At 57.7% G+C, this 19,310-nt stretch carries 16 protein-coding genes; 8 read left to right on the forward strand and 8 right to left on the reverse strand.

Annotated features, from left to right (window positions below):
- Positions 1–103 precede the first annotated feature (103 nt).
- Entirely contained in the window at positions 104–499 is a 396-nt protein-coding gene (locus tag AAGD24_RS10060) for an HIT family protein (protein ID WP_349379624.1), read from the forward strand.
- Complete coding sequence (locus AAGD24_RS10065; protein ID WP_379864930.1) at positions 457–1,803, forward strand: DUF3883 domain-containing protein; 1,347 nt, start codon at positions 457–459, stop codon at positions 1,801–1,803. The genes AAGD24_RS10060 and AAGD24_RS10065 overlap by 43 nt, the downstream gene beginning before the upstream one ends.
- A gap of 77 nt (positions 1,804–1,880) precedes the next feature.
- Here AAGD24_RS10065 and AAGD24_RS10070 read toward each other — a convergent pair whose 3' ends face one another.
- On the reverse strand, positions 1,881–2,699 hold the full coding sequence (locus AAGD24_RS10070) for an SDR family NAD(P)-dependent oxidoreductase (protein ID WP_379864932.1): 819 nt from the start codon (positions 2,697–2,699) through the stop codon (positions 1,881–1,883).
- Between the two features lie 102 nt (positions 2,700–2,801).
- On the opposite strand from AAGD24_RS10070, the gene AAGD24_RS10075 reads away from it, so the two are divergent.
- The 5 genes from AAGD24_RS10075 to AAGD24_RS10095 are packed head-to-tail and all read left to right on the forward strand — an operon-like array spanning position 2,802 to position 9,783.
- Positions 2,802–3,584: a hypothetical protein gene (locus tag AAGD24_RS10075; protein ID WP_379864934.1), complete on the forward strand. Its 783-nt coding sequence runs from the start codon at positions 2,802–2,804 to the stop codon at positions 3,582–3,584.
- Positions 3,577–6,516 (forward strand): hypothetical protein, encoded by a 2,940-nt coding sequence (locus AAGD24_RS10080; protein WP_379864936.1) that lies wholly within the window; start codon positions 3,577–3,579, stop codon positions 6,514–6,516. The genes AAGD24_RS10075 and AAGD24_RS10080 overlap by 8 nt, the downstream gene beginning before the upstream one ends.
- The gene (locus AAGD24_RS10085; protein WP_379864937.1) at positions 6,509–7,909 is read left to right on the forward strand and encodes a hypothetical protein; all 1,401 of its coding nucleotides are present in this window, start codon (positions 6,509–6,511) and stop codon (positions 7,907–7,909) included. The genes AAGD24_RS10080 and AAGD24_RS10085 overlap by 8 nt, the downstream gene beginning before the upstream one ends.
- Entirely contained in the window at positions 7,902–8,528 is a 627-nt protein-coding gene (locus AAGD24_RS10090; RefSeq protein ID WP_379864939.1) for a hypothetical protein, read from the forward strand. Before AAGD24_RS10085 ends, AAGD24_RS10090 begins: the two co-directional genes overlap by 8 nt.
- 31 nt (positions 8,529–8,559) lie before the next feature.
- Positions 8,560–9,783: a CaiB/BaiF CoA transferase family protein gene (locus AAGD24_RS10095; protein ID WP_379864941.1), complete on the forward strand. Its 1,224-nt coding sequence runs from the start codon at positions 8,560–8,562 to the stop codon at positions 9,781–9,783.
- 12 nt (positions 9,784–9,795) lie between these two features.
- Here the strand turns inward: AAGD24_RS10095 and AAGD24_RS10100 are convergent, their stop codons facing one another.
- From AAGD24_RS10100 to AAGD24_RS10130, 7 genes are all read right to left on the reverse strand, one after another.
- A complete protein-coding gene (locus AAGD24_RS10100) occupies positions 9,796–10,413 on the reverse strand; it encodes an SCO family protein (protein ID WP_369810905.1) in 618 nt (205 codons plus the stop codon).
- On the reverse strand, positions 10,410–11,252 hold the full coding sequence (locus tag AAGD24_RS10105; protein WP_126812781.1) for a cytochrome c oxidase assembly protein: 843 nt from the start codon (positions 11,250–11,252) through the stop codon (positions 10,410–10,412). The genes AAGD24_RS10100 and AAGD24_RS10105 overlap by 4 nt, the downstream gene beginning before the upstream one ends.
- Positions 11,253–11,361: 109 nt before the next feature.
- Positions 11,362–12,924 carry an FGGY-family carbohydrate kinase gene (locus AAGD24_RS10110; RefSeq protein ID WP_151982106.1) on the reverse strand — a complete coding sequence of 521 codons (1,563 nt, stop codon included), beginning with the start codon at positions 12,922–12,924 and terminating at the stop codon, positions 11,362–11,364.
- Positions 12,921–14,549 (reverse strand): glycerol-3-phosphate dehydrogenase/oxidase, encoded by a 1,629-nt coding sequence (locus AAGD24_RS10115; RefSeq protein ID WP_379864944.1) that lies wholly within the window; start codon positions 14,547–14,549, stop codon positions 12,921–12,923. Before AAGD24_RS10115 ends, AAGD24_RS10110 begins: the two co-directional genes overlap by 4 nt.
- The gene (locus AAGD24_RS10120) at positions 14,549–16,144 is read right to left on the reverse strand and encodes an FAD-binding oxidoreductase (RefSeq protein WP_379864946.1); all 1,596 of its coding nucleotides are present in this window, start codon (positions 16,142–16,144) and stop codon (positions 14,549–14,551) included. Before AAGD24_RS10120 ends, AAGD24_RS10115 begins: the two co-directional genes overlap by 1 nt.
- Positions 16,145–16,271: 127 nt before the next feature.
- Positions 16,272–16,934 carry a transglutaminase-like cysteine peptidase gene (locus AAGD24_RS10125; RefSeq protein ID WP_036207099.1) on the reverse strand — a complete coding sequence of 221 codons (663 nt, stop codon included), beginning with the start codon at positions 16,932–16,934 and terminating at the stop codon, positions 16,272–16,274.
- An 8-nt stretch (positions 16,935–16,942) separates the two neighbouring features.
- Entirely contained in the window at positions 16,943–17,605 is a 663-nt protein-coding gene (locus tag AAGD24_RS10130) for a type II secretion system protein N (protein ID WP_036207101.1), read from the reverse strand.
- A gap of 194 nt (positions 17,606–17,799) precedes the next feature.
- On the opposite strand from AAGD24_RS10130, the gene gspE reads away from it, so the two are divergent.
- A complete protein-coding gene (gspE, locus tag AAGD24_RS10135) occupies positions 17,800–19,308 on the forward strand; it encodes a type II secretion system ATPase GspE (RefSeq protein ID WP_036207103.1) in 1,509 nt (502 codons plus the stop codon).
- The last annotated feature ends 2 nt before the right edge of the window (positions 19,309–19,310 follow it).

The following is a 19,310-nucleotide window of genomic DNA, read 5'->3' on the forward strand; positions in this document are numbered from 1 at the left end:
ATTCAGAGTAGCTTATTTGGACAGGTTTAATAAGGTTTGTTCAGGTGCTGGACTCCCCAGCCTACCGACTTATGGAATATCGCCGATTTATTTTGGAGTTGACGTGGAAGATAGCTGTCCATTTTGCGCGGTCACAGAAATATCAGACCAAGGCTCAATGCCATCAAACGCTTTGGCTCATACACGCCTGGATGGCTTTCCAGTTTCCCAAGGTCATTTGTTAATTGTCCCTAATCGCCATGCGGCTGACTGGTTTGACCTCACCGCTGCTGAACAACAAGCCATCATGGAGTTGGTTGAGCAGGGCAAGCAGTGGCTTGAAGAACGTTATCAGCCGGATGGATACAATATTGGTATGAACTGTGGAGCGGCAGCAGGTCAGACGGTTCTGCACATGCATTGTCACCTGATTCCGAGGTATGCAGGCGATCAGCAAGATCCGCGTGGTGGGGTGCGATGGGTCATCCCGGAGAAAGCGGATTATTGGAGTGGCCGGTGAGCTTGCTTGATTACGAGAAGCGCTTCTCAACGCTTCGCGTGAACAGTGGTGGTGCTAATAAGAGCCCTCACAAAGTGGCCATGTTACAGGCGGTGATGGACCTCGTTGAGTCCGGCGACGTTACGAACAATCGATTTTATTTCGACGATAACCTTAAGAGTCGTTTCACCGAGCGTTTTCAGGTATTGGCGTCTCCCTCGGATCGAAACAATCCCCATTTACCATTTTTCCACCTGCGGAGTGAGGGGTTCTGGCATCATAAAATCAGACCCGGCCAGCAAGAGCCCTATCAGCAACTGACAACAGCTCCATCGCAGGGCGTTATCCATGCCCACATTGATTATGCATGCCTGGACGACGAACTGTTCGAACTGCTTGGTAACCAGATTGCCCGCGAGCTTCTCAGATCCGCGCTGTTGAACAGTCTTGATGAGAAATCGATTCGTAACCTACTTCAACCCGAACGTGGTGGTTGGGACTGGTTGGAATGCGAATTTTTGGTCAATGATTACGTGACCATGTTGGAAAAACACCTCGTCGGAGTCTCATACAGCAAAGCAGCGCACCGCAGGGCGCTACTGCCGCGCTTGAATAACCGCTCCGAGGGATCGATCGAATACAAACACCAGAACGTCAGCGCTGTGTTATTGGAGTTGGGGCTACCATACATTCCCGGCTATAAGCCCGCTTTCAACTATCAGCAACAGCTCAAACAGGTGGTTCTGTCCTATCTCGCTGGCCATCAGAGCGTCGTCGACGACGTTAATCTCGTCGCCGACAAGGTTGTCGATGAATCGGAACATCAGGAATGGGTCTGGGACATGGTGTTTGATCCAGAACCGCCAGAGCGCATTCCTCATGTGGCCGAGAGTAGGCCTAGCTATCTGGCGAAACGTATCGATTTTTCAGAACGTGAGCGGCGGAATCGGCAATTGGGGGAGAGCGCTGAGAAATTTGTTCTCCGCATAGAGAAGCAGCGCCTCATCTCAGAAGGTCGGCCCGACTTAGCCGCAGAAGTCGAATGGTCTAGTGAGAGACGTGGCGATGGATTGGGGTATGACATCCGCTCTTTTGATGCGTCAGGAGATCAAGAGCGTTTCCTGGAGGTTAAAGCGACCAAATCAGGGAAGTACCAGCCGTTCTTTATTAGCGAAAATGAGCGATCATTTTCTAATGAGTTCTCGGAGGCGTTCCGTCTCTACCGGGTCTACGACTTCGGTTTGGCTTCGCGGTTTTTCATTTTGCCGGGTGCAATTGAACAGCATGTGCATTTGATGCCGCAGAACTATAGAGCCCGGTTTTAATGCACTACATTCTCGCTCGCGCTATTTGAAGCTGAAATAGTCCAATTAGGTGCACTGATTTCAGTGGGGTGGTTGTATTACCCCAATATTTTACGCTGAACAGAGTGCGGCATAAACCGCGTGACAAACGCGGCAATGTAAGTCTGCGGCGTAACCAGATATCGAGGCTTAGGACGCGCCGCTTCTGCAGCCCTGTAGATCTTTTCAGCGACATCCGCCGCACTGGCTGTAAACGGCTTCATTCTGGCCCCTGGCGTCAGTGCTGATTCCAGCGCTTCGTACTTTTCCTGGTGCACTGAGCTTGCCCGGCCAATCACGGGCTGCAAAGCGGCCAGGGCATGCTCTTTGAACCGGGTCGCCACGGGCCCGGGAAGCACAAGCGAGACACTTTCCAGGCTTTTGCTGCCCTGTTCATCAAACCAGAAACTGGCGTGCGCTGCGTTCATAGCGGACTTCGCGGCACAGTAGGCGCCTTTCATTTGCTGGGGCACAATGGATAAAACGGAGCTGACTGCGATGACCCGCAAGGGTGTTCCGTGTTGTTCGCAGAGCATCAGGCAGACAGCAGCCAGTTTGATGGGGCCGAATACGTGGGTGCTGAACTGCTTTTGCCACATGGATTCGGACAGATCGCGCAGTGCCCCGAACTGTCCGTAACCGGAATTGTTGACCAGAATAACCCGCTCGGCACTTGCGATTTCGCTATCCAACGCGCCCGCAAGACCCTCAATCTGGCCAAAAGACTCAAGATCCAGCGTTATCTCCAGAGCGGCGGACTCAACACCACTCGGCTGTCGGGACAGGGCGATAACCCTATAACCTTTCCGGGCAAAGAGAGCGCAGGTCTCACGGCCAATGCCGGCGCTGGCACCGGTTGTCAGGGCTAGTTTCGTCATCACAGTACTCGCGTTAGGATTCTAGTCAGTTAACGTGCCTTATTGCATGCTCGAAGCCAACCCTGTAAACAAAGACACCATGATCCAGCCCATGGAGCGATCTTGAACGACTACCTCGAGAAAATCCTCAAAGGCCAGCCAATAAATTATGAGGCCTTTCTAAAGAAGCTTCCGGAACAGTTCCGCCGCCTCCACAGACAGCTGTTTGCCACGGAGAAAGTCCAGGCCAATCGCTGGATGGTCACGGTCCTGGATGAAGCCGCTTTTGCGGAGCTGCAGCGCGTTGCCGAGGCTCCAGTAAGCAGAGTAGACGCCGCGAAAAAGGGCGACTCTCACCGCCATGGCACCGAGGTCAGTTTCCTTCTCGTTTACCACCATGCCTTGGCTTCCAGCCGGCCGGATGTGGTGGTTGTCGGTAACGATTCCGTTGATAGCGGTTTTCACCGCGCAAGCTCTGTTTTGATCGTTGAGAACGAACGCAATTTTTACCAATATCGAGACATGTTGAACTTCGCCGGTGATGCTCTGGGCAAGCGTTTGGAGCTGTCGAAGTGTGATGTGGTGTTGGGTGGCGGCAACCGGATCACCCGGGCCGCGATCCTTGATTGGTTGACCGGCTACAAAGACGTATTCTGCGCATTCGATTATGATGCGGGTGGCCTGCAGATGTTCTCGACGATGGCTGCCTCGCTGGGTGACAAAGCCAGGTTTGTGCAGCCCAGCGACTGGCAGCCCTGGCAGGGCCGTTTCTGCAAGACTCCGGACAGCACCGAACGATTCACCAAAGCCATTGCGCTGGCGGAGGGGCTTGGGTTCGTCTCGCTGACAGAAGCGTTTCGGGCCACCGGCAAATTTATGGAACAGGAGATGATTCTGGATGAGTGACTCCCAGGGGAGCCCGGGCAATTTCAATTTTGGCATCCGCCGCTTGGTGTTGGTGGACTCGGCGGGCTTCTGTTACGTGGAAATTCCGGTGGACAACCACGGGCTGATCCTGGGCCCGGGCAACCTGGGCAAGTCCAGCCTGCTGAATTCCCTGCGCCTGTTTCTGTTGCCGGAAAACAACTTCAAGAACAGCCGTAAAAAGTTCGCCTTCCGCAACGCCAGCGCCGGCAGCTTTTACAGCAACGAGGAAAGCTACCAGCATTATTTTCCCAGCCAGTTCAGTTTCCTGATCATGGAGGCTGAGAACCCCGCTGGAGTGCACTGTCAGATCCTCTATCGGGATAGCGCCAGCCAGCTTAGCTATGGTCGCGCCTTTGTGCCGGCCAGCTACGATCAATTGCGGCCTCTGTTCTGGAACGGTGAGGGCGAGGACGGCATTGGCAAGGCAGTACCGGAGCTGTCGTTCAGCCGGTTGTCGGAAACCCTGAAGAGGTTCTCCAAAGAGACCCGGCTGGTGAATGACCCGGCCAAACTCAAACAGATGCTGTACAGCAGTGAGCTGATGAACGCCGATGCCGTGCGCTATTCCGTGCTGCCGCTGGGTGAGTCCGACGAGCGGCGGGTGCAGTCGTTGCGCACGCTGATCCTGTTGCTGTTTGAAATGAAGGCAGACGACCAGGCCATGGCCAATGCGGTGGCCAGTATCATAGAGGCGGACAAGAAGTTTGCCGATGATGCCTTTGATTTCAACATTGACGAGTTCCTCAACCGCCACGATCAGTTGAAACAGCAACAGACCCAACTGAACCGCATCGAGAAAGAGCGCCCCCGGTTCGAGAAGCTGTACCGGGATTACCAGGCCTACCAGACCCTGCTCAGCAGCCAGCATGACTTCGCCGCTTTCCGGGATGGCGTGACGAATGCCTTGCAGGACATTGCCGCGAAGCGCACGGCTGCCGCGGCCACGTTCAACGAACAGAACGACACCCTGCGCCATGTGCTGCAGGCCCTGAAAAAGCTTGAGCAGGAAGCCAGCGGCCTGAAAGGTGAGATCCGTTCCGCCGACCGTCGCATCAAGCAGGCCGAGCAAAGCCAGAAAGACGGTGACCTTCTGGTGTCCCAGTACGGCGAGATGACCCTGCAGGAAATCGAGGACATCCAGAAGGAGGAACTCGAGAGCAAAAAAGGGCACTTGGCCGCCTTGAAGAGCGCCGCCCAGGCAGAAATCCGGCTGGAGCAGTTACAGCGGCAGAAGCAGGATCTGACCCGGAAGCTGGATGCCCTGAAGGAGCGCGAGAGCAAGCAGCAATGGCAACTGCAGAACCAGTTGGATGAAGCCACCGCCGCGCCACTTCGGGCGGTGGATGCCCGTCTGGTGATGGCCAGCCCCGGGCAGGATCTGGATGCCGACAGCAAGGCCGCCATCGAAGCCTTTGCCCGGCTGTTTGTGCCCAATGACAAGGGCTTCGACTGGTTCGACGCCGAATACCCGGCCCAGCCGGCTCGCCAAACCAACTTCTCCGAGCAGCGCCAGCATATTGAGGGCGAGCTATACGGCCTTGAAAAGGAACGCTCGGAATTGGCGGACACCGCCAATCAGGAACATGACCGGCCCCGGCTGATCGAGCGCACGGAGAAAGAAATCCGTTCCATCGAGAAAGACCTGGACACCCTGAGCCGTTATCCGGCGTCGGCGACCACGTTGCGTGATGCCACCGAAGAAAAGCAGGCCGCCGAGGAGCAGTTGGCGAAGCTGGAAGAGCAGGCCAGGCTGGAGCACGAAAAGCAGGACGCCGTACAGCAAAAAGTGGCCAGGGCCAAAGCCGAGAAGGAACGTATCGAAGAGCGGGAACGGGAACTGGCTGGCCTCAGCCGCAGCGTGGGCACCGTGGAGCATCGTTTCCCGCATCTGAAGACCGTGGAAGCGGAGCAGCCGCTGGACATGGAAAAGGTGTCCGCCGCCGCTTTCGACGATCTGCAAACCCAACTGGACGACCTGGAAGAGCGCCGCCGCAACATCCTCGATCACCTTCGTCAGTTCGTGTATCTGGGCATCCATGACGATGCCGAAGGTGAGTTGCAGAAAGACGGCCCGGCGTCATCGGTTATCCGTGAGACCTTCAAGAGCCTGTCGGACCTGTTTGCCGGCATGGCCGAGCGCTGGAATGTGCTCGAACAGCAGGTCGGTATTCACAACGAAACCGTGGCCAGCTACCGCCAGGCCCTAAAATCCAACCACGAGCACATTGCCCGTTTCGAGGCACAGCTTAACCGGGAACTGGACGGCGTTCGCATCAACGATCTGGTGGAAATCCGGGTGGATATTCACACCGATCCGAAATTCCGCAATCTGGTGGAAGAAGCCAATAACATCGACCCTTATGGCAACCAGCTGCAGTCCGATGCGTTCTATGATCGTTTGCGGGTTTTTGTGGCGGACTTTTTCGGGGAGGGCGGCAGCAAGCGGCTGACCATGGACCGGGTGATCACCGGCATTTCCTACCGCACCCGCAAGGAGAACGCCGCGAACCTGGACAAGAAGGGCCAGTCTACCTCCACCACAGCGCTGATCAATCTGGAACTGGTGTACCGGCTGCTGAAACGGGTGCTGTATCCCGGCGTGCAGCTGTCGTTCCCCATGGTGCTGGACGAGCTGGCCAGTGTGGACATTAGCCAGATGCCTTCGCTGCTGGAACGGTTGCGCAACCAGGGCTTCAATCTGTTCTCAGCCGCCACCCACAGTGCCAGTGCGGAAGTGATTTATCTGATTGGCCGGCACCTGGAAGTAGGGCAGATGCGCACGGCAAGGCCTTACAGCCCGCAGCGCACCCTGGTGTTCTGGGGCGGGGCCGAGGGGTTCACCAACGGCGAATCGCTCAGCCACTGGGGTGACCAGACCCAGAACAGCCTGCTGGAGCCGGCGGATGAGTAAGCGCTTCAGCACCTTGGACACCACCCGGCTGTTGTTCGAGCACCCGAAGATTCTGTTCCGGATGATTGAGCGGATGGATCGGAACGAGGCCCGGTATATTCGCGAGAGCGACCTGGTGGCCGAGGTGATGGACTACACCCAAACCCTCGGCAAGGCCGACCGGGATCGGGTGCGGCTGGCGCTGAACACTGACAACCTGTTCCGCAGCGGCCTGGTGATTGACATCATCAAGGCCGAGGGTGAGCGGCGACTGGTGTTCCAGGATGCCCTGATCAACTTGATGCGGGCCTGCAACGCCTCGCTGTATCAGGAACTGACCGATGCCAGGCTCAGAGGACATCTGGTGACCTTGCGCGATGTGCGTAATCGCCTGGAAACCAGCAGCTTCAGCGATGCGGACCCGGACTACACCGAACTGCGGGACGATCTGAACGAGCGGGTCAGTCAGCTCATCGGATTGTTGCGCCAGAATGTGCTGCGCATGCAGACGATCAGTGCGCAACTTGCGGACCTGTCCGGCGACGCTAGCCGGGCGCCGGAGAAATACCTGGAGTTCCGCCAGAACCTGTTCGAGCAGATCGTGACCCTGTACGAGCGCCACATCAAACCGACCCTGGTGTTCCTGAATCCGGATACGCGACTGCCCGACGGCAGTAACCTTTTCGAGACCCTGGAAGCCATCGTCCGGCTGCTGGAAACCCACGACGACCAGAGCCTGGCGGACCAGTTGTTCCGCTCCTCCATCAGCCTCAACGCTTTGTACAAACCCATTCAGGCGGTGGCCCAGGAAGTGGAGCACTTCCTGCGCAAGACCCGCCAGGGCATGGTTCAGTACAACGCCATGGAGCATTTCTACGGCAAACTGCGGGAACTCAAGGGCGAAACCGAGACCCTCAGCCTGAAACGGAAATGGCTGGAAGGCGGGGATTTTGCCCGCAGCACCGGTTTCCTTGTTGGCCTGCGGGCCCAGCAGCGCCCGAAGCATTACGCTTTCGGTGAATCGTCCAGCTACTACCAGTTGTTGTTCAGCGAGCTGGACTTGCGCCTGAACGATCTTCGTCGCAAAGCCGAGGTACCGGTTCTGGCAGCCGTGGACGGCAGCGGCCGCCATACCCGGATTGATGTTCAGCGTATCAACCAGCTGTATCAATGGCTGGAAACCCTCGAACTGCGCCCCACCACGGACCTTGTGCGGGAGCTGCACGGCCGCCTGGACGGTTTTATCCCCGGTTATCGCTTTCCGGACTTATTGGCAGCCCTGAACCGGCTGGTCAATTCGCCACCGGAGGGACTGCAAGTGGTGACCACCAACCGTTTCCGAATCCTGGACCAGTCATCCGACAGCGAACAGTTTGTCTACCGAAAGCGCCGCCTGGAGCAACACCATGCCTAAATTCTCTGACGCGATAGACACCACCGAATCCCCGGACCAGTCCCAAAGTTCGAGCAGCTTCGAGCAGATCCTGCCGGCCCACAGCGCCGCGATCTACCGGGAATTTCAGGCCGGCCGGGTGATTGTGCGGGATGTGTGGGACAGCAACCGCTCCGAGCTGCGGGCGAATCCGCTCTACAACTTGCTGTACAACCACCTGTCCCATTTCCGGACATTCTACGAGCACTTGGGCAGCGAGCTGGTGTTTAACGAACGCGGCGCGTTTTTCTTTCTCAAGGAAAGCAGTGACGAAGAGAACGAAGAGCACGATGAGAACGCCTTCCGGGTGCAGGTGATCTTGCTGCTGATCGGGCGTTATTTCGCACGCAGCGGTCGGGATCTCGAATACCTTGGCCGGCCCGATGCCGGATTGAATGAGCAGGACCTGGCGGCGTTGGCGGGCGATGAGGAGTATCAGGAGATTCTCAGGGCGGCTCGCTTTGAAAAAGGGGTGCCGGAAGCCCTGGATTATCTGGATAAACGCAATCTGCTGTTTCGCGCCGGAGCTGATCGCTGCTTTTTGAGCTCCGCTGGTCTCTATTTTCTGGAGGCACTGGTCCGGGAGTATGAGGGGGGATAGGAGCTAAATTGATTGAGTAAAGGAGAATTAAATGACTGGTGCCCTATCTCACTTGCGTGTCCTGGATCTTTCCAGGGTGCTGGCCGGCCCTTGGGCGGGCCAACTCCTGGGCGATCTGGGTGCGGAGGTTATCAAGATTGAGCGCCCCAAATCCGGGGACGACACCCGGTCCTGGGGGCCGCCTTATCTTCAGGGGGCCGATGGCAACGCAGATCTCTCTGCCTATTTCCTGACTGCCAATCGAAACAAGCAATCCCTTGCGGTCGATATCGCGCATCCCGAAGGGCAGGAACTGATCCGAAAACTGGTCGCAGAGTCGGATGTCATCCTTGAAAACTTCAAGGTCGGGGGCCTCAAACGCTATGGCCTGGATTATGACAACCTGAAGCAAATCAACCCCAAACTCATCTACTGCTCGATCACCGGATTTGGCCAGGATGGCCCTTACGCGAACCGGCCCGGTTATGATTTCCTAATTCAGGCCATGGGTGGGCTTATGAGTATCACCGGGCAACCGGACGGTGAGCCCGGCGCTGGGCCGATGAAGGTCGGTGTAGCACTGACAGACATCATGACCGGGCTGTATGCCACCATTGGTGTGCTCGCTGCGCTGAGTCACCGTGACCGTACGGGAGAGGGGCAGTATGTGGAGGCGGCGCTGCTGGATGTGCAGGTAGCCTGTCTGGCGAATCAGGCCATGAATTACCTGACCACGGGCCAGGCGCCGGGGAGGATGGGTAATGCCCATCCGAATATTGTGCCTTACCAGGATTTTCCTACCGCAGATGGCAACATGGTGCTAACGGTCGGTAACGATGAGCAGTTCACCCGGTTGTGCGATGTTCTTGAGCATCCGGAGTGGGCAAGCGATGATCGTTTTGCGACAAATCGGGCTCGCGTGGCGAATCGGAAGGAATTGATTCCCAGGTTAAGGCAGGCCACGGTGATGCGGTCAACCCAGGAATGGGTGCAGATTCTGGAGCGTTCAGGGGTGCCCTGTGGGCCGGTTAACACCCTGGATCAGGTATTTGAAGACCCACAGGTTCTTGCGCGGGGAATGAAACAGTCTGTTCAACATCCATCGCTGGACGATGTCCCGACGGTTGGCAATCCGATCAGGCTGAAGCTGACACCGGTAAGTTACAGGACGGCGCCTCCGCTGTTGGGGGAGCAATCAAAACAAGTCCTTGAGACTATTGTTGGCCTCTCTTCTGGCGAAATAGAGAGCCTAAGGGAGCGCGGCATAGTCTCGTGATCTCGTGTTGCGTTAGCTTTCCTCAGCCAACGCCACCAGATCCGTACGTATATCCTCCACGCTCAGCTCTGGACGGATCAACAGACGGGCCTTTCCTTCGCGGTCGAACACATACACGGCGCCGCTGTGTGAGACGTTGTAGTTGCCTTCCGCATCTGGCTCGTCGTAACCAAAGGTGGTGCGGTAACGCTTACTGAGTTCCCTGAGCGCTGGTTCCTCGCCGGTCAGGCCGATGGCCCGGTCGCTGAAAAAGCTTACGTAGCTGTCGATGCGTTCGGGGGTGTCCCGTTGCGGGTCCACGCTGACAAAGACAATCTGCGTGTCCGTCCGCAACGCTTCCGGTAAATCTTTCACCGCTCTGGACAACTTCTGGAGTGTGGCGGGGCAGATATCAGGGCAGGAGGTGAAGCCGAAGAACAGCAGCCGGATATTGCCGTCGGTTTGCTCGGCCGTCACCGTGTCGCCGGAGGTGCCAGTCAGCTCGAAGGCAAGTTCCGGCATCAGGCCGCTGATGTCTTTGCCATTCCAGTTTTCATCGTCGCCAAAGCACCCACCGAGCATCACCAGGGACGCCAAAAGTGCCATGGTAGAGATCGCTTTATGACTGCAGGGTAGGAACCGGTTTTTCATGAATGGCTGGCCTTCAGCTTTTCGTTATAGGGCGACACCTTGCCATCTTCACGCATGGCACGTCGAAGGATAATCAGAATGCCGAGAATGCTCATCATCGCCGGGGGAATCCAGGTCAGCAATCCGCCCAGCAACTGGTCCGTTTCTGGCGGCATTGGCCAGGCACGACCGCAGACTTCGTACACGTCGTACACCATGCCCCTTGAGAACACGATGGTGGCGCCCAGAATCATCTGGGGGATGGCAACCAGGGCCAGAAGAAGGATGCGTTTGCCGTAGCCCAGAGCGTCGCTGATGACGGGTGAACGTGGGTCAAAGATCAACCACCAGAACAGCATGCCGTCCAGTAGCATGCTCCAGTTCATCACCCAATACAGATCCCGGCTGAGCATGGCGTCGAAGTGGATTGGCGGCCACAGCCAGAAGTAGATGAGCCCCACAAACAGGAATGAGGCAATCGCCGGGTGCTGGAGAAAACGGTACACCCATCCCAGCGGTGTTAATGCCCGCCGTATGCCTGGATTGATCAGGCTGTAGAGGAATCGCATCACCGGAAGGGGATTGGACAGGGCAATCAGGATCGGCCCCAGGTGGTGCAGTATCAGATGCTGGCCCCGGTGAACGAAGAACATGTACTGGGAGTAGTAATCGAAACGGGTTTGCATCACGCCGTAGCAAAGCATAACGCCCACCACAAATACCAGTATCCGGCCGCTTCCAGGCCGGTCGTCAGCAGGCATCCTGACCAGGCCGTACCCGTAGAACGCCAGAACGAGCACGAAACTCAATATGGTGAGCGGCGAGAAGTCATAGGGTACAAGGTAGTCTAAGGCCGACATCGGGCTTGCCTTTGTGCTCTGGGGGTGGAACCGGGTGATTGTTGTTGTGACTGATCCAGAGTTTTACCGGAGTGACGGCTAAATTCAAGAGATTGTTGGGTTTGCTGTGTTAATCGGGGTACCCCGTAATATCCCGAATTTTACGGTACAGCGGCTGAAGCTGGGGATACATCTTCAGGTACACCTCACGATACAGGCGCTCGTAGAGTTTCTGGGTGTCGGCCTGCGGATGGAAGACATCACCCACTCGGGTCATCGCGTTCACCGCCGTTTCAAAATCCGGATGAAGCCCCAGGCCAACGGCGGCGTCGATAGCGGCACCAAGCCCGGAGGTTTCGTAGGTATGGGGCCGCTCTGCGGGCAGGCCGAAGACATCGGCGGTCAGTTGCATGGCGGCGTCACTCTGGGAACCACCCCCGGCGACTCTCAGCCTGCGGATGGGGACGCCGCTGCGTTTCTCGATCCGTTCCTTGCCTTCGCGCAGGGCGTAGGCCAAACCTTCCAGTATTGCGCGGTAAATATGGGATCGGGTGTGGACGTCGCCAAAGCCGATGATGGACCCCTTGGCTTCCGGCCCGGGCTGGCGCACGCCGGGTGACCAGTAGGGTTGCAGCATTAAGCCCATGGAACCGGCCGGAACGGCCCGAACCAGTTCATCGAACAGGGCTTCCGGCTCCACGCCTTTCTGCTCCGCCAGTTTCTGTTCCCGCAGACCGAACTCGCGCTTGAACCAACTCACCATCCAGAAGCCCCGGTAGATCATCACCTCGGTGGAAAAGTGACCGGGGAGGGCGGAGGGATAGGGCGGCATCATGCGAACCGGTTCCAGGTAACGCTTGCTGGTGGTGTTGATGGTAGCGGTAGTGCCGTAGCTCATGCAGCCGACCTCTGGTGTCAGGCCGCCGGAGCCGAGTATTTCGCAGGCCTTGTCCGATGCCGCAGCAATCACTGGCAGTGGCGCCGGCAGGCCAAGGTGCCTGGTCGCGTCTTCGGTGAGGTTGCCGATCTTATCGCCGGGCTTAACCAGCTCCGGCAACATCTCACGGCGAACGGGCATGGTGAGCCACTTGAAATCACGTTGGCCGGCCCACTGGTGGCGTTTGTAGTCGAACGGAATATACCCCACCTGGCTGCCCACAGAGTCTCTGAACTGGCCTGTCAGACGGTAGTTCAGGTAGCCCGATAGCAGCAGGTAATGCCGGGTGGCCGCCCAGATCTCGGGTTGGTTCTGGGCAATCCAGTTGGCCTGGGTTTTTTCTCGGAAGCGGTCAACGGTGGATTCCAGACGAAGCAGTTTGAACAACCAGCCCCATAAACCGGGCACAGGCCCTTCAACACGGGCGTGACGTTGGTCGAGCCAGATGATGGCTGGCCGGAGTGGCTTGCCATGTTCGTCCAGATTTACAACGGTGCCACGCTGGGTGGTCAGCGTTACCCCGGCCACTTGCGCCGGCAAGGCATCGGTGTTTTTCCAGAGCAGTTGGCACGCTTTACCGAGGTTTTCCCAAAAGTACTCCGGATGTTGTTCCGCCCAGCCCGGCTGCTCGGAGAAGTAGGGTTCAATCTCCTGTTTGCCCTTGCCGACGAGGTTGCCCTGAGTGTCGAACAGCAGGGCCCGCACGCTCTGGGTGCCGTTGTCGATGGCCAGGATGAGCGGTTTGGTCGTGTTCATCCAGTGGCCTCCGGTTTGGCCGGAAATGTGGCCGGAAGCGAGTAGCAAGATCGCCAGAGCTCCAGATAACGTGCCTCTTCCCGTTCCCAGGTGGTGTCGTCCCAGGCCAGGATGGGTTTGCACAGGCAATGTATGTCCGGGAGCAGTTCTTCACCGCCTTTTGGAAGCACCAGACCGAGCCGGGTACGGCGCAACATCAGGTCATCCAGGTGGATCACGCCGGTATTGGCGGCCGCCCAGGCCAACTCCGCCCACAGGGTGTCGGTGCCGGCAACGGTTTCATGAGCGCCGGCGCGCAGGACCTCTGCCAGAGCAGGGCCGTAGAAGCCCCGCAAACGATGCCAGTTCTGATGGCTGATGGCGTCAGGACGTTCGAGGTCGGGGGGCGAAGCAAATACCGGCAGCGCATCGTTTCTGAGATGAAAACCCGGCATTTGCCCCCGTTCGAGTACTTCCCGGGCAATCAACCGGAAGGTGGTTAACTTGCCACCGGCGACACTGACCAGACCATTGTCGGACCAGATTACATGTTCCCGATTTTCCTTTGAGGGTTTTCGCGTTCCCTTATTTTGAGTGACCACGGGTGATTGGGTGACGACGGGGCGCACTCCCGCCCAGGTTGCGATCACGTCACGCTCGGTGATGGCACTGGCGGGAAACAGCCTTGAAGAAATCTGCAGCAGGTAGTCGAGCTCCTCCCGATTGATGGCCGGCTCACGGGACATCGACTCCGTGTGGTCGAGGTCCGTGGTCCCCAACACCGTCGTGCCTTGCCATGGGAAGGCAAATACAGGCCGATGGTCCTCCGGATGAAACAGCGACACCGAACAGGACACCGGAAGACGCGAATAGGGAACAACCAGGTGGCTTCCCCTCAGGGGACGTATTCGGGTGTTAGTACTGTCGGTCTGCTTCAGCTGGCCCGCCCAGGCACCCGTGGCGTTAATAACCAGTGGGGTGCAGACGGTCATTTCCGGCGTTTGGGAATCCGCGCTGGTGTCCAGAAGGTGAACGCCTGTGACGGCGTTGGTCTCACTGTTGCGGAGAACTGCCTGCGCCTCCATATAGTTCAGGCAGATAGCGCCATCGGCCTCGGCTTCTTCGAGTACACGTTGCACCAGACGCGCATCGTCGGTAACGGCATCGGTGAAGCCGCTGGCACCGGTCAGATGGTTGGTGGAGAGGCCCGGCACCCACTGCAATGTTTCTGCCGGGCTGAGTCGCTGTCTGGATGGCTTGCCTGCAAGTCGGTCGTACAGACGCAGCAGCAGCTGGAACAGCTTCGGGCCGGGGAACTGTTTCTGGTAGTGAGGCATTACGAAACGCAGGGGGTCGATTAGCCCCGGCGCCTCTGCCAGCAGGCGCTCCCGTTCCCTTACCGCGTCCCGTGTCAGGCGAAAGTGCCCGCTGCCGAGGTAGCGCAGGCCACCGTGGATCATTTTCGAAGAGCGACTGGAGGTCCCCCAGGAGAAGTCCCGTTGTTCCACCAGTAAGGTGCTCAAGCCGCTGCCGGCAGCTTCGCGAGCGATGCCCGCTCCGGTGATGCCCCCGCCGATCACAACCACATCGAAGGCGGCGTCGCCACGGGCCAGCTGTGCAAGCTTCTGTTCGCGCGTTAGTGGCATTACTTCTGAACCAGTGTTTGTGGGTTCATCAAGCCGGACGGATCGAATGTGTGGCAAAGAGATCCGATGGCCAGCATGCCCAGCTCGCCTTTTTCGACCGGCAGGAAGGGCGCGTGATCCTTGCCAACGCCATGTTGATGGCTAATGGTGCCCCGGTTGTTAACGATAATGTCCGATGTGCTGGTTTTCAGGGCTTTCCAGCGGGCCAGGGTTTCCTCGTAGCTGTCGGCCACCCGGAACACATAGGTGGTGTAGAGGCTGCAGCCCTGGGTATAAAAATGCGAAAGATGGGTGAAAACGTGAACCATCTCTTTCTTTTCATTCAGCTGGTTACGTAGGTTTTCTTCAATCTGGTTTAAGAGTTTGTCGACGTTGTCCCAGTCGGTGGCGGTTTCCAGGGTGTCGACGACGTACCCGAGTTTCCAGAGGGCTTCTCGCAGGTAGGGCATGGTGAAGCGTTTGGCGGCCCATTTGTCGCCCAGTTTTTTACCGGTGTAGATCCCACCAAACTCGCGGCAGAGTTCCCGGGTTTCCTTGAGGGCGTTCCGGCATTGGCGTGTGCTGCCTGTGAGGCCAAACGTCATCATGCATTTGCCGTCTTTTGCGCCCCGAAGACCCAGATAGGACTCCAGTAGGCCAATCATTCCGGGGTGTCCCGCAAGGGCGAGCTGGGTTTCGGTTTCGGTGGCGTTGCTCAGGCGAAGCATCGAGAGCTGGGTGCGGTTCTGCACCAGCTTGCGACAGGCTGTTCGAGCCTTGTCCCACGAAGGGAAGAACATGACATGGAAGCTTTCATGGGCAGGCAGGGGCGTGACGCGCACTTTCACTTCGGTGATCAGGCCGATCCTACCCTCGGAGCCCAGGATCATCTCGCGGATGTCCGGGCCGGCACTGGAGGCGGGAATCGTGGGGATGTCCAGCGTGCCTTTCAGGGTTTCGATGCGGCCCCCGGCAAACAGCTGCTCAATACGACCGTAACGGAGTGATTGCTGACCACTGGATCGGCTGGCGACCCAGCCGCCAATGGTGGACAGTTCGAAAGACTGCGGAAAGTGCCCCAGGGTATAACCCAGCGCCCGTAACTGTGACTCTACCAAGGGGCCCGGGGTGCCAGCCCCAAAGGTGGCGATCTGGCTTTCCCTGTCCAGGTCTATCAGGCGATTCATCTGCCCCATATCAACGGTCAGCACTGGCTGGTCACCGTCCACGGGGTTGATGTGGCCTGCCACGCTGGTGCCGCCGCCATAGGGGATGAGGGCAACATCGTTCTCTTCGGCATACTGAAGCAGAGCCTGGACATCCAGGGACGACTCCGGATAGGCAACACCATCGGGAAATACGCCAAAGTCGCCGCTGCGCATGGCTAGCCAGTCGGCGAGGCTTTGCCCGCGGGCGTGACGCACCCGGTCTTCGGCCGCGCCGATACAGGCCGGATTTGGCGGCAGCCTACTGTCTGGCACCTGGGCACAAACCTGTTCCAGAGATACATCCGCCAGTGGAACGGCACTCCCTACGCGCTCGTCAAGAAACCGCTGCCCCTCTTTGGGTAATTCAAGATTGAACTGGTCATCTCCCCAGCCGTTCCAGCGTCGCATGTTGGCCGTTCCTCGTTGGTAAATGTGTGTACGTCTGATTACTCGTGGGGCAGATTGTACCGCCGGGTGCTGTTAACGCAGTGTCGCCTGGCGACAAGTCTTGTGTCTTATGCCGACAGCGGCGAGTCTAGCGAAGGCTGTCCACCATGCGATCATTCAGGCTTTGCCAGTGCTCCAGTTTTCTCGCTTCCCCGATTCGTTCGGAGTCACCACTGGAACGGTTCAGCCACAGACCGTCACCGTTAAAACTGTAGACCGGTTCCAGGTCCTGCCTCTGGGACGCGGGTTTGATCTCGTTGATAAGGTTGTCGAGGATCAATGGATCAGCGTCGGGCTCTGGATACCACGCCAATACCATGTGCGCCTGGTTCAGCTCCAGCGCCTTGACGTAGACAATGCGTAGTTGCTCGTCGGGAACGCCCATGGATTTAAGGGTGAGGTATTTTGCGATGGAGAAGTCCTCGCAATCTCCGCCATTGGTGGTCAGCAGTTCAACAGGCGTCGCCCAGTAGTCTTCCTCACCCCAGTGGGCAATGTCGCTGACAAACCGGACCCGGTTAAAGAAGGAATTCACGAGCCGGAGCTGGCGGTCGATCGCTGCCCGGGAAGCCATATCGTGAAGGTTTTGCCAGGTTTCCAGCCGGTCGTGGGCCTCTTGGCCGAATTCCGAACGCACGTAGGTCATGAGTCGTTCGCTGAGTTCGAAGGCGGCCACCGTTAACGTGATGACCATGAGTAGCATGGAAAGCAGGGAGCCGCTGCGGCGAGGATTCGATGCGGCCGTCTCCATGGCTGTCCTCAGTTGTTGGTTCTCAGGCGTTCGCGAAGTTGTTCCAGGCGCTGCCGGATTTCCTCGCGGCGTTGGTCGCTGGTGTCTGTGGTGGTGGAGGTAGATCGTCTGTCCACACCAGTTGGACGAATTTGCGTGCCACTGGGTTCCTCCTGCTCGTTGGAGGTTTGCGTGGAAGCCATGGAGAGCCCCGTTCTGTCTTCATCTTCGGGAAAATAGAGGTTCTCGAGTTTGCCGCTGCGCTCAATGATGATGCGATTGGGGCGAACAGAACGAAGGGTCGCATTGCCAGGCAGCTCATCACCCACCAGATAGGCTTCGGTGTTTCGCTTGTCGTCTTCAATCAACGCGCTACCAGGAAAGTCACCCGAGGCGGCCAGCACACCGCGAAGAAACAGCCGCAGATTGGTTTCCGGCAGGTTTTCAGTATCGGGTTCCGTTTGGGGCGCCTCTTTACCGGGTTCTCCAAACAAGGCAAAAGAGGCCAGGTTTACCTCTGGCACCTTCCGGGTGTCGGTTTCCGCCATTGTCATGTCAGCAGTGGAAGTGGTGTCGCCGGCACTGGTTTCATTCTGCCAGAAACGAACGCCCTGCCACGCTGTCACAGTGATCATGGCGATGCCTGCGACGATGGTGAGTATCAGTGGTAACCTTGAACTGGTAAAAAGCATTGAATGTCCCGAAAAGAGCAGGTGTGGGCCGGCAAAAGGCTCACAGGTTATCAGACTGCAACGATTTATTGGCAGTATAGTGTATAGAGTTATTCAGCGGTTCCATATCCTATGGTAGCCTTTCTGAATTAATTGAATAGAAAGGGATTCCGGAACTTTTTTCTTCCCGCCCCGGCAACAAAACGAGGACGACCGTGGACACAGACACAGAACTTCAGCCGCAGGATGCTCCGCTGGGCCGTCTACCTTTCACGTTCGCCAAACGCAACGGTGTGATTCTGACCCGTGACGACGATGGCGACCCTGTAATCCTGGTACGGCCCGGGGCGGGTCACTCAGCGCTGGCGGAAGCCAACCGCATCAGCGGGGGGCGTGCAAGGTTTTCTCCCATTGATCCAGCCCGGTTCGACGCCGCGCTGAACGCCGCTTACCAGAATGATTCCGCCGAAGCCATGCAGATGGTGGAAGGTATTGGCGATGATATGGACCTGGCGTCGCTGGCGGATTCGGTGCCCGAAACCGAAGATCTGCTGGAGCAGGAAGACGACGCCCCGATCATTCGGCTTATCAACGCCATTCTTACCGAGGCGGTCAAAACCAGCGCCTCTGATGTTCATATTGAAACCTACGAAACGCGACTTGTGGTTCGCTTCCGGGTGGATGGTGTTCTGCGGGAAGTGGTACAGCCCAAGCGAGCGCTGGCGCCCTTGCTGGTGTCGCGGATCAAGGTTATGGCCAAGCTGGACATCGCGGAGAAACGGGTGCCACAGGATGGTCGTATCGCCCTGCGGGTTGCCGGACGTGAAGTCGACATTCGTGTGTCCACCATGCCGTCATCCAGCGGTGAACGGGTGGTATTGCGTCTTCTGGACAAGCAGGCCGGGAGCATTCGCCTGGAATCCCTTGGTATGGCGGGAGGCGATCTTAAAATACTGCGCCGGCTGATCTATCGGCCCTATGGCATCCTGCTGGTAACCGGTCCCACCGGTTCCGGCAAATCCACAACATTGTATGCGTCGCTGCAGGAAATCAACGATCGCAGCCGGAATATACTGACCGTTGAGGACCCGATCGAGTACAACCTGCCTGGTATCGGCCAGACCCAGGTCAACACCAAGGTGGATATGACCTTCGCCCGTGGGCTCCGGGCCATTCTGCGTCAGGACCCGGATGTGGTCATGATCGGTGAAATCCGTGACCTGGAAACGGCGGAAATCGCTGTTCAGGCCAGTTTGACCGGTCACCTGGTGTTGTCGACTCTCCACACCAACACCGCCGTGGGTGCAATTACCCGCTTGATGGACATGGGCATTGAGCCGTTCCTGATTTCTTCCAGTCTGGTGGGCATCGTGGCCCAGCGATTGGTGCGCGTGCTCTGCAAGGACTGTTGTGAACCCTACACACCGAGCGAAGAGCATTGCGAATTCCTGCAGCAGGACCCGGCCAATCCGCCGACGATTCATCGCGCCAAGGGCTGCGAACATTGCAACCAGTTGGGGTATCGGGGCCGTATTGGTATCTACGAGGTGGTCGAGGTCAACGAGGAGATAAGCTCATTGATCCATAAGCGGGCAGGGGAGCTGGATCTCGAACACGAAGCCAGACTTCATGGCCCGAGCATCCATGCCGATGGCGTCCAGAAAATCCTGGATGGGGTGACCACGGTTGAAGAGGTCCTTCGCGTGACCCACCGGAGCAGGTAACT

The organism is Marinobacter sp. M5B (assembly GCF_042604615.1).
Classification (GTDB): domain Bacteria; phylum Pseudomonadota; class Gammaproteobacteria; order Pseudomonadales; family Oleiphilaceae; genus Marinobacter; species Marinobacter salarius.